Origin of the sequence: Streptomyces sp. MBT65 (assembly GCF_016612545.1) — a bacterium.
Lineage (GTDB): Bacteria > Actinomycetota > Actinomycetes > Streptomycetales > Streptomycetaceae > Streptomyces.
The window spans coordinates 1-10,044 of record NZ_JAENRY010000284.1 but is presented as its reverse complement, the minus strand read 5'-3'; the positions used below and the strand labels follow the sequence as shown (position 1 = coordinate 10,044).

The window sequence follows — 10,044 nt, the reverse complement described above, 5'->3', positions numbered from 1 at the left end:
CCTGGGGGCTCCGCCCCCAGCCCCCCGGCCTTTGCCCACCCACCACCCGACTCGGTGGGTCAAGAGGTGCACCAACGACCCGACTCGGTGGGCCGAGTAGCGGACCAGCCGTCCGCCTCGGTGGCCGAGTAGTGGAGGCCAGTCGCTTGGCTCGGTGGGGCAAGAGGTGCATCAACGGGTCGGCTCGGTGGGGCGAGTGGCGGATCAGTCGGCCGACTTGGTGGGGCGAGTAGTGGAGGCCAGCTGCTTGGCTCGGTGGGTCAAGAGGTGCATCAACGGGTCGGCTCGGTGGGGTGAGTGGCGGATCAGCCGTCCGACTTGGTGGGCCGGGAAGCGGACCGGTTGCTCGACTCGGTGGGGCGAGTAGCGGAGACCAGCCGCTCGACTTGGTGGGCCGAGAAGCGCAGCAGCCACCCGACTCGGTGGGGCGAGAGGTGCATCAACGACCCGACTTGGTGGGCCGGGAAGCGCAGCAGCCACCCGATTCGGTGGGGCGAGTAGCGGACCAGCCGCTCGACTCGGTGGCCAGGAAGTGCACCAGCCGCCCCACCCGGCAACCCAAGAAGCGCATCAGCCGCACACCCCGGTCCGCCTGGCTGCCGTAGGGAAACGGATCGGTGCCCCGCAGGGCTACCGTGGTGGGTGTGATGGACGTATGGCGTTCCGCCGAGCGCTACCCAGGGGGTGACCCGGAGGTCGGGATCGAGTCCTGGCACGCCTTTTCCTTCGGGCCGCACTATGACCCGGACAACCTCCGGTTCGGGGCGATCATCGCCTGCAACGAGGAACGGCTCGCGCCCGGCGCCGGCTTCGACGAGCACCCGCACAGCCACACCGAGATCATCACCTGGGTCGTGGAAGGGGAGTTGAGCCACCGTGACTCCACCGGGCACCTGACGAGGGTCCGCCCCGGTGACGTCCAGCGGCTCAGCTCGGCGGCCGGTGTCCGGCACGTCGAACGCAACGACAGCGACGGCCCGTTGACCTTTGTGCAGATGTGGCTCGCCCCGCTGGAACCCGGCGGCGAACCGTCGTACGAGATCGTGCACGGCATCGCGGACTCCACGCCCTACGCCGTACCGGAGGCGGGCGCGATGCTGCACGTACGGCGGCTCGCGGCGGGGGAGCGGACCGCCGTACCGGATGCCGTGCATGTGTATGTGCATGTGGTGCGGGGTGAAGTGCGGGTGGGGAAAGAGGAGTTGGGGGCGGGGGACGCCGCCCGGATCACGGACGCGCGGGATCTGGCCGTGGAGGCGGCGACCGGAGCCGAGCTGCTGATGTGGGAGATGCTCTAGGCGGCGGAGGGGAGTTCGGCCAGCACCGCGTCCGTGAACCCCGGCCACGCCCCCACTGCCCACTCCCCGAACGCCCGGTCCGTCAGCGCCACGCACCCCGCGCCCGCGACCGGGTCGATCCACAGGAACGTACCGGACTGGCCGAAGTGGCCGAAGGTGCGCGGGGAGGACGAACTCCCCGTCCAGTGCGGGGACTTGGAGTCGCGGATCTCGAAGCCGAGGCCCCAGTCGTTGGGGTTCTGGTGGCCGTAGCCGGGCAACACGCCCTTGGTGCCGGGGAATTGGACCGTCATCGCCTCGGCGACCGTGCGCGGGTCGAGGAGGCGCGGAGCCTGGAGTTCGGCGGCGAAGAGGAGGAGGTCGGTGACCGTCGAGACGCCGTCCTTCGCCGGGGAGCCTTGCAGCGAGGTCGAGCTCATGCCCAGGGGCGCGAGCACCGCCTGGTGCAGGTAGTCCGCGAACGGGATCTCCGTCGCCTTCGCGAGGTGGTCGCCGAGTTGCTCGAAGCCCGCGTTCGAGTACAGACGGCGCTGGCCGGGCGGGGCCGTCACCCGGTGCTCGTCGAAGGCCAACCCCGAGGTGTGGGCGAGGAGATGGCGGACCGTGGCGCCGGGCGGACCCGCCGGTTCGTCCAGTTCGATCGCGCCCTCCTCGTACGCGACGAGGGCGGCGTACGCCGCGAGCGGCTTGGTGACCGAGGCGAGCGGGAAGCGGCGGCCGGCCGGGCCGTGGGTGCCGAGGACGGTTCCGTCGGCTCGTACGACACCCGCCGCGGCGGTCGGCACCGGCCAGTTCTCGATCAGCGCGAGGCTCTGCAGGGACATGCCGTCGAGCCTAAGTGGTTCAGAGCGTGAGCCCCATCATGGGGTCGGGCTTGCGGGTGAAGCCGAGGGAGGCGTAGAGCGGCTCGGCGTCCGGGGAGGCGGTGAGGAGGACCTGGCCGGCGCCGCGCTCGCGGAACCACTGGAGCAGTTCCTCCATGCAGGCGCGGGCGTACCCGCGGCGGCGCGCGTCCGGGTCGGTGGCCACGCTGAAGACGAAACCGGACCGCCCGTGCGGGCTGCTCGCCTTCCCGATCCGGTAGTCGACCGTCCCGACCACCAGCGCCGCCAGTGCCCCCGGCCGCTCCGGATGCTCGACGACGAAGGCCCCGAAGTCCTCGTCCGAGGCCAGCCGCTCGCGCAGCGTCGGCAGGGACCGCGCCTGCCAGTCCGTGCCGGGGTCCGAACCCGCCATCGAGTCGATCATCACCTGGCGCAGTCGCAGCAGTTCGACGGCATCGTCGGGGGCGGCCCGTCGTACGAGACTCATGACCCGCACGCTATCCACCGCGCCCTTGGCCCGTCGCGCCGATTTCTTACCGGTTCCGCTTGCTTCGAGTGCACTCCAAGGCCATAGCGTGGTGGTCATGACGGTGATGGAGACCACGGGTACCAGGACCGACAGCTGCGCGGGCCCGCCGCAGGGCGAGCGGCGTCCGGACGGCGCGGACAGCTACACGATCAGCGAGGTCGTCGCCTTCACCGGCCTGACGGCACACACCCTGCGCTGGTACGAGCGCATCGGCCTGATGCCGCACATCGACCGCTCGCACACCGGCCAGCGCCGCTACAGCAACCGCGACCTCGACTGGCTCGACCTCGTCGGCAAGCTCCGCCTCACCGGCATGCCGGTCGCCGACATGGTCCGCTACGCCGAACTGGTCCGCGAGGGCGACCACACCTACGGCGACCGCTTCGACCTGCTGGAGGCGACCCGCCGGGACGTCCTGGCCAGGATCGCCGAACTGCACGACACCCTCGCCGTACTCGACCGGAAGATCGCCTTCTACGGCGACGCCCACGCCTTCGAGAAGGAGAAAGCCGGATGACCGACGCCACGATCCCGACCGCACGACTCGGCGCGGCCGGCCCCGAGGTCGGCGTCCAGGGCCTCGGCTGCATGGGCATGAGCTTCGCCTACGGCCCCGCCGACGCGAAGCAGTCGCTGGCCGCCCTGGACCGCGCGCTGGAACTGGGCGTGACCCTGTACGACACGGCGGACGCGTACGGCATGGGGGAGAACGAGCGGTTCCTGTCGCCGTTCTTCAAGGCGCACCGCGACCAGGTCGTCGTCGCCACCAAGTTCGCCCTGTCGATCCCGCCGGGCGAGCCCACCCGGCGTGTCATCCGCAACGACCGCCCGTACATCCGCCAGGCCGTCGAGGCCAGCCTCCAGCGGCTCGACATCGACACCATCGACCTCTACTACATGCACCGCCGTGACCCGGACATCCCCATCGAGGACACCGTCGGCGCGATGGCGGAACTGGTCCGCGAGGGCAAGGTCAAGCACCTCGGGCTGAGCGAGATCACGGGCGCGGAGCTGCGGGCCGCACATGCCGTGCACCCGATCGCGGCCGTGCAGTCGGAGTGGTCGCTGTTCAGCCGTGACGTCGAGATCAGCCTGGTCGGCGCGGCGGCCGAGCTGGGCGTGGCGGTCGTACCGTACTCACCGCTCGGCCGCGGTTTCCTCACCGGTTCCTTCTCGAACGCCGAACAGGACCTCACGGAGGGCGACTTCCGCCGCAGCCAGCCCCGCTTCACCGGCGAGAACGCGGCCGCAAACGGCGCCCTCCTGGATCCGGTGCGGACGGTCGCCGAGGCGCACGGGGCCTCCCTGGGCCAGGTCGCCCTGGCCTGGGTGCAACAGCGTGCGCAGGTCCACGGCCTGCCGGTCATCCCCATCCCGGGCACCACCAAGCCCGGCCGGGTTGAGGAGAACACGGCGGCGACCAGGATCGTCCTGACGGACGACGAGCTGTCCCTCCTGGAGCCGATCGCCGGAAAGGTGGCGGGCGACCGCTACGCGGACATGACGTTCGCGTCGACGAGCAGGGAGAACTGAAGAGCGCTCCGGGCGGGGGTGCGGGGCCGTGACATGTGCCGCTCCGCCGCGTGGGCGCGACCAGCCGCGACGAACCCGCGGCTAGAGCTCTGCCAGCAGCTCCGCTTTCTTCACGCTGAACTCCTCGTCCGTCACCAGCCCCGCCGCATGCAGCTCCGCCAGATGCCGAATCCGCTCGGCGATGTCCGCGGGGTCACGCCGTGCGGCCGGCACCACGGCAGCGGGCCGCGCGGAGCGGACCGCCGCGAGGACGGCCGCCGCGAACGGCAGGGACTCGTGCACGGGCCCGTACCCCAGCCCGAACACCACGGCCGCCGGATCCTGATCGACGGGTACCAGCGGCGCGGCCCCGCGCAACAGCCGTAGATGCCCCTCGAAGACCTCGGGGGAGCGCCACTCGACCCCGTTGAGGTCGGCGATCGCGAAGCTCTGGTCGCCGGCCTTCCACTTCGCGGACGACGCGCCCGTCCAGAACCAGCGGAACGACACCGTCTTCCCGTCGAAGGACGCCTTGCCGTCGTACGCCTTGAACCGCAGCGGCACCTCGGGCGCGGCCACCAGAAACCGCTCGGCGGGTTCGGCGTCCCGTTTCAGCTGCGCACGCAACTCGTCGGCGTAGTACTCGGCGAGGGTCTCGCGCTCGGCCGGCAGGACGAGGCGGTAGGGGTCGCAGCTCTCCTTGAGCTGGCCCGCGGCCGCCTCCATCAGCGGGTCGGCGCCGGGGCGGGGTTCCGCGCGGAGCACGACCGTGCCGCGTCGGCCGGGGGCGAGGGTCACCCCCTGGATCGCCTCGAAGGGGATCCGGCGTTCACCCAGCGCCTGGAATAGCTTGGGTGTTCGAATGCTGCGTTCGTAGCGGATGAGCACCGAGTCGGACTCGAACTCCCAGGCGGCATGAAATCCGGCCAGTACGTCACCCATGCGGCTCATCGTAGGCGGCACATGCTCCTCCGTCCCATCCCCGCGCAGACCGCACTTCCTGCTGTTTCTACGCGCGTCCGGCCGCTGAGGCGCCGGACAAACCCTCTCGGCAGGTGTCACCTTCGTGTGCGCACGTCACCGAGCGGTACGCGCCAACCCCGATGTCGGCGAAGTTGGCGAGGCTGTCGGTGCCCGTCGCGAAATACCCGGTGTGACCCTCGGCGTCCTTGGCGGCCAGCACCCGCGCGCCGAACGCGTTCGACACCGGGTCCTCGCCGTGCCCGAGGCCGCCGAGCTCCATGTACGGCACGTCCTGGATCCAGTCGTCGGCGTCCCGCATCGCCCACACCCGGGCGAGCGTGTGCAGGTGGGAGGCCTTCGAGGTGCGCATGCCGGGGCTGCCGGCCACCGCTATGTCGGTCACCCGCGAGGGCAGAGCGTGCGCGGCGACCCCGCACACCACCGAGCCGTAGCTGTGGCAGAACAGGGCGACCTGCGAGGTCCCGGGCAGCGCCCGCACCAGCGCGTTCAGCCGTACGGCGCCCGCCTCGGCGCGGCCCGCGGTGGCCGAGTCGATGCCGAGGCCGCCGGGGGAGGTGTAGTCGGCCCAGGCGATGACCGCCGTACGCGTACCGGTCGTGTCCGTCCTGGACTTCGCGGTGTTCTCGGCCGCGTACAGGTTCTTGGCCATGCCGACCGGTGCCGAGTACTCCTTGTTGGTCTTCTGGAAGGTCAGCAGGTCGGTGTCCACGCCGGGGACGATGATCGACACGCGCTGCGCGCTGTCCAGGTCACCGAAGACCTCGGCGATCCGGCCCGAGCCCTCGGGGTCGAAGGCGAGGATGTGCCGGCCCACGGTCATCAGCACCTCGAAGCGGTGCATGAGGCGGCCGGCCTCCTGCTGTCCCAGCGGAGTGAGCCGGTTGTCGTGCATGCGCTTCTTCTCGACCTTGCGCTGCTGGTCGAGGGCGACCCGGTTGGCGCGGTAGCGCAGCTCGACCGGGGCGCCGTTCATGTTGCCGACCGCGAGCGGGTAGCGGTGCGCGAGGCGCGTGCGCTGCTGTGCGGTGAGCGAGGCGAAGAAGCGGGCCAGCCGGGTCGCGGAGCCGTCCGGGTCGGGCAGCTCACGCCCGTCTATGTGGCCGTGCTCCCACGCGGAGAGCGAGGCCTGGAGCGCCGTTTTCCCCGGGTGGCTGCGGACCGCGGTCCAGCCGGTGGTCGCCAGCATCACGAACACCACGGCCAGCGCGGCCAGTGCGCGCCAGGCGTTCAGCGTGGGGGAGGAGTCGAAGGAAGTCACTGGGAGGACACACTAGGAGAACGAGAGGGTCTCGCGTTAACCGAGTGACGGGGATCACGTTTCAGCGAGGCGTGACGAGAAACTCAGTACGACTCACCTCGTGCGGCTCGTGCGCCAGTTCCCGGCGAGCGCCGGTCCCACCCCGTCCAGATAGTCGGCGGTCAGCTCCCGCATCGCCTCGATGCTGAGGTCGTCCCCCGCGATCCACATCCGCTCCACCACCCGCATCACCCCGCCGAACACGGCCACGACCAGCCGCGGCCGGGGGTCCGTGTCCACGGCCAGCCCCTCCCGTCGGGCCACGATCTGCGCCAGCTCCTCCTCCAGCTCCTGCGAGCGCCGCAGATGCGCGGCGAGCAGCGCGGGCGTCGACTCGATCACCCGGTACGTGCGCATGTGCAGATCCAGCGGTACGACCTGCTGGATCGCCTCGTTGATGGTGTCCCAGCTCTCCAGCACGGCCCGGCGCAGCGCCTCCAGCGGGGCCTCGTGCGGCGGGCGGGCGCGGACGGCCTCGACGAAGTGCGTCTCGGTGAGCCGGGGCACGAAGAACGCGGCCTCCTCCTTGCTCGCGAAGTAGCGGAAGAAGGTGCGCTGCGAGACGTCGACGGCCTCGGCGATCTCGTCGACGGTGGTCCGCTCGTAGCCCTTGGTGGTGAACAGTTCCAGGGCGGCATGGAGCAGCGCGTCCCGCGTGCGGGCCTTCTTGCGCTCGCGCAACGTCTCCATGCCGTTCTCCTCCTACTTGTTGACAGCGGCCGACATCTGAACCTGTTTGTCAAGTGTCAGCGGCTGACATTAGCCTCGCATGTATGACTAGTCAGACCACCATCAGCGCGACGGGGCCGGGGGACAAGGAAGCAGCCGCCCCGTCCGACCCGACGCCCTCCGCGGGGCTGCGCGGCCACCCGTGGTTCACCCTCATAACCGTCGCCGTCGGCGTCATGATGGTGGCCCTCGACGGCACCATCGTCGCCATCGCCAACCCGGCCATCCAGAAGGACCTCGGCGCCAGCTTCGCCGACGTCCAGTGGATCACCAACGGGTACTTCCTCGCCCTCGCGGTCTCCCTCATCACCGCCGGCAAGCTCGGTGACCGCTTCGGCCACCGGCAGACCTTCCTGATCGGCGTGAGCGGCTTCGCCCTCGCGTCCGGTGCGATCGGCCTCTCGCACAGCATCGCGTTCGTCGTCACCTTCCGCGTGCTCCAGGGGCTGTTCGGCGCGCTGCTGATGCCGGCCGCGCTCGGCCTGCTGCGGGCCACCTTCCCGGCCGAGAAGCTCAACATGGCCATCGGCCTGTGGGGCATGGTCATCGGCGCCTCCACCGCGGGCGGCCCGATCCTCGGCGGTGTGCTCGTCGAGCACGTCAACTGGCAGTCGGTGTTCTTCATCAACGTGCCGGTCGGCGCCGTCGCGCTGGTCCTCGGCCTGCTGATCCTGCGCGACCACCGCGCCGAGAACGCGCCGCGCTCCTTCGACGTCCTCGGCATCGCGCTGCTCTCCGGCGCGATGTTCTGCCTCGTCTGGGCCCTCATCAAGGCGCCGACCTGGGGCTGGGGTTCCGGCACGACCTGGTCGTTCCTCGCCGTCTCGGTGCTGGGCTTCGCCCTGTTCGCGTTCTGGGAGCAGAAGGTCAAGGAACCCCTCATCCCGCTGGGCCTGTTCCGCTCGGTCCCGCTGTCCGCGGGTGTGGTGCTGATGGTCCTGATGGCGATCGCCTTCATGGGCGGCCTGTTCTTCGTGACGTTCTACCTGCAGAACGTGCACGGTATGAGCCCCATCGACGCCGGTCTCCATCTCCTCCCGCTCACCGGGATGATGATCGTCGGCTCGCCGCTCGCGGGCGCGGCGATCACCAAGCTCGGCCCGCGCATCCCGCTGGCCGGCGGCATGGCGGCCACCGCGATCGCCATGTACGGCATGTCCACCCTGGAGTCGGACACGGGCAGCGCCGTCATGTCGATCTGGTTCGCCCTGCTCGGCTTCGGCCTCGCCCCGGTGATGGTCGGCGCGACCGAGGTCATCGTGGGCAACGCGCCCATGGAGCTGTCCGGTGTCGCCGGTGGTCTCCAGCAGGCCGCGATGCAGATCGGCGGCAGCCTCGGTACGGCCGTCCTCGGCGCCGTCATGGCCTCCCGCGTCGACAGCGACCTGGCCGGCAACTGGGCGGACGCGGGCCTGCCCAAGCTCACCCAGCCGCAGCTCGACGCGACCGCCGAAGCGGTCCAGGTCGGGGTCGCCCCGATCGCCAAGGGCACCCCGGAGGCGGTCGCCGCGAAGATCACGCAGGTCGCCCACGACACGTTCATCTCCGGCATGAGCCTGGCCTGCCTGGTCGCGGCCGGCGTCGCGGTGGTCGCGGTGTTCGTCGCGCTGCTGACCAAGCGCGGCGAGAACGCGGAGGCGGGAGCGGGCGCGGCCCACATCTAACCCTGATTCGGGGCGAGTTCGCCTATCAGGGTGACTGAGCTAAAGATTCCTGGCGCTCGGTACGCGCCGCAGGTCACAGTAAGTCAAGTCCTCCGCAGGGCAGGGGGGACGGGTTGGTCTGCGGCGCGCTGCCGGAGGGGGGCAGCGCGCAAGCAGGCTTTTTTTGTGCGTACGGGGGTATCCGGTCGTCGTAGGGAACTGACCGAACTGGTACGGACGCCCAGGGAGTTGACGATGACGGGCTTCGGCAACGGAACGCGCAGGAACCCTCGCTCGCGTGGCCGCATGGGGTCACGGAGCGGGCCGGATCGCGCGACGCTCGCCATCGCCGGACTGGTCTGCGCGATCGCGGGTTTCTTCCTCGCGGGGAACCTGGGGATCGTCCTCGGCCCGATCGCGATGATCTGCGGCTGGCTGGCCATGGGCCGCAGCTGGACGGGCTCCCGCCGGGTGATGGCGCTGGTGGCCCTGATCCTGGGCACGATCGACACGGTGGCGGCGGTCCTGTGGACGTTCTTCTGAGCGCGCGCCTACGGCGGGGCGGCGTTCTTGTGAGCCGGGGTGGAGCGGACGCCCTTCTGAACCGCGGCTGAGTGGACGCGCTTTTGCCGGTGGGCTGGGCGCGGGCGGACGTTCTTCTGGGCTGGGGCTGAGCGGAGGTTCGCTCGAGCTGGGGCTCAGAGGACGTGCACCTGGGCTGAGGCTCAGCAGTGTGCTCTTGGGACGCGGTTGGGCGGGGTGCCCTTCTGAGGCGCGGTCGAGTCGACGCCCTTCTGAACCGCGGCTGAGTGAACCTTCTTGTGAGCCGCGGCTAGCGGGACAACTCGTCCTCGACCGGCAGTGGAACACCTGCTGTCGACGCCCCGGAGCGGGCCGCCTCCGACGCGCCTGCGAGCGTCATCGCCTCCGCCTCGGACGGAGTCGAGGCCGACGCCCTCGACAAGGCCGTCACCTCCGCCCCCGACAAGGCCGCAGTCTCTGCCCCGCAGCGGGCTGCCGTCGGCGCGCTGGACGAGGTCGCCGCCCCTGCCCCGGACAAGGCTGTCCCTCCTGGCTCCGCAGAGGCCGTCACCTCTGCCCCTGACGGAGTCGAGACCGGTGCGCCCGACGAAGTCGTCACCTCGGCCCCCGAAAACGCCGTCACCCCAGACAGAACAGCCCCCCGCACCCCCGACAACGCCGCCACCTCCGCCCGCAACCCCCGTAC

Annotated in this window: 10 protein-coding genes; 5 read left to right on the top strand and 5 right to left on the bottom strand. The window is 70.6% G+C overall.

All coding sequences use genetic code 11. The features are described 5' to 3' along the window. Positions 1-644 precede the first annotated feature (644 nt). Positions 645-1,298, top strand: a complete 654-nt coding sequence (locus JHN63_RS40765) for a pirin family protein (RefSeq protein WP_200690164.1) — start codon at positions 645-647, stop codon at positions 1,296-1,298. Here the strand turns inward: JHN63_RS40765 and JHN63_RS40760 are convergent. Together JHN63_RS40760 and JHN63_RS40755 are read right to left on the bottom strand one after the other, a co-directional pair. Then, positions 1,295-2,122: a serine hydrolase gene (locus JHN63_RS40760; RefSeq protein WP_200690162.1), complete on the bottom strand. Its 828-nt coding sequence runs from the start codon at positions 2,120-2,122 to the stop codon at positions 1,295-1,297. The genes JHN63_RS40765 and JHN63_RS40760 overlap by 4 nt on opposite strands. A 19-nt stretch (positions 2,123-2,141) precedes the next feature. Beyond that, the gene (locus JHN63_RS40755; protein WP_200690161.1) at positions 2,142-2,609 is read right to left on the bottom strand and encodes a GNAT family N-acetyltransferase; all 468 of its coding nucleotides are present in this window, start codon (positions 2,607-2,609) and stop codon (positions 2,142-2,144) included. Positions 2,610-2,706: 97 nt separating this feature from the next. Here JHN63_RS40755 and JHN63_RS40750 point away from each other — a divergent pair, with 97 nt between their 5' ends. Together JHN63_RS40750 and JHN63_RS40745 are read left to right on the top strand one after the other, a co-directional pair. Beyond that, entirely contained in the window at positions 2,707-3,168 is a 462-nt protein-coding gene (locus tag JHN63_RS40750; protein ID WP_200690160.1) for a MerR family transcriptional regulator, read from the top strand. After that, entirely contained in the window at positions 3,165-4,184 is a 1,020-nt protein-coding gene (locus tag JHN63_RS40745) for an aldo/keto reductase (protein WP_200690159.1), read from the top strand. Before JHN63_RS40750 ends, JHN63_RS40745 begins: the two co-directional genes overlap by 4 nt. An 81-nt stretch (positions 4,185-4,265) precedes the next feature. Here the strand turns inward: JHN63_RS40745 and JHN63_RS40740 are convergent, their stop codons facing one another. The 3 genes from JHN63_RS40740 to JHN63_RS40730 all read right to left on the bottom strand — a co-directional run bounded on the left by JHN63_RS40740 (position 4,266) and on the right by JHN63_RS40730 (position 7,134). Beyond that, positions 4,266-5,114 carry a DUF4429 domain-containing protein gene (locus JHN63_RS40740; protein WP_200690158.1) on the bottom strand — a complete coding sequence of 283 codons (849 nt, stop codon included), beginning with the start codon at positions 5,112-5,114 and terminating at the stop codon, positions 4,266-4,268. Positions 5,115-5,172: 58 nt separating this feature from the next. Then, a complete protein-coding gene (locus JHN63_RS40735; protein ID WP_200690157.1) occupies positions 5,173-6,405 on the bottom strand; it encodes an alpha/beta hydrolase in 1,233 nt (410 codons plus the stop codon). A 93-nt stretch (positions 6,406-6,498) separates the two neighbouring features. After that, complete coding sequence (locus JHN63_RS40730) at positions 6,499-7,134, bottom strand: TetR family transcriptional regulator (protein WP_200690156.1); 636 nt, start codon at positions 7,132-7,134, stop codon at positions 6,499-6,501. 83 nt (positions 7,135-7,217) lie between these two features. Between JHN63_RS40730 and JHN63_RS40725 the strand changes: the two genes are divergently transcribed. Both JHN63_RS40725 and JHN63_RS40720 read left to right on the top strand, forming a co-directional pair. Further along, a complete protein-coding gene (locus JHN63_RS40725; protein WP_200690155.1) occupies positions 7,218-8,837 on the top strand; it encodes an MFS transporter in 1,620 nt (539 codons plus the stop codon). Between the two features lie 234 nt (positions 8,838-9,071). Then, a complete protein-coding gene (locus JHN63_RS40720) occupies positions 9,072-9,359 on the top strand; it encodes a DUF4190 domain-containing protein (protein WP_200690163.1) in 288 nt (95 codons plus the stop codon). The last annotated feature ends 685 nt before the right edge of the window (positions 9,360-10,044 follow it).

What these genes read in the sequence shown, in the direction of transcription:
- JHN63_RS40755 (WP_200690161.1), bottom strand. Translation starts at nt 2,609, where the DNA reads ATGAGTCTCGTACGACGGGCCGCCCCCGACGATGCCGTCGAACTGCTG.
- JHN63_RS40750 (WP_200690160.1), top strand. Translation starts at nt 2,707, where the DNA reads ATGACGGTGATGGAGACCACGGGTACCAGGACCGACAGCTGCGCGGGC.
- JHN63_RS40745 (WP_200690159.1), top strand. Translation starts at nt 3,165, where the DNA reads ATGACCGACGCCACGATCCCGACCGCACGACTCGGCGCGGCCGGCCCC.
- JHN63_RS40725 (WP_200690155.1), top strand. Translation starts at nt 7,218, where the DNA reads ATGACTAGTCAGACCACCATCAGCGCGACGGGGCCGGGGGACAAGGAA.
- JHN63_RS40740 (WP_200690158.1), bottom strand. Translation starts at nt 5,114, where the DNA reads ATGAGCCGCATGGGTGACGTACTGGCCGGATTTCATGCCGCCTGGGAG.
- JHN63_RS40730 (WP_200690156.1), bottom strand. Translation starts at nt 7,134, where the DNA reads ATGGAGACGTTGCGCGAGCGCAAGAAGGCCCGCACGCGGGACGCGCTG.
- JHN63_RS40720 (WP_200690163.1), top strand. Translation starts at nt 9,072, where the DNA reads ATGACGGGCTTCGGCAACGGAACGCGCAGGAACCCTCGCTCGCGTGGC.
- JHN63_RS40760 (WP_200690162.1), bottom strand. Translation starts at nt 2,122, where the DNA reads ATGTCCCTGCAGAGCCTCGCGCTGATCGAGAACTGGCCGGTGCCGACC.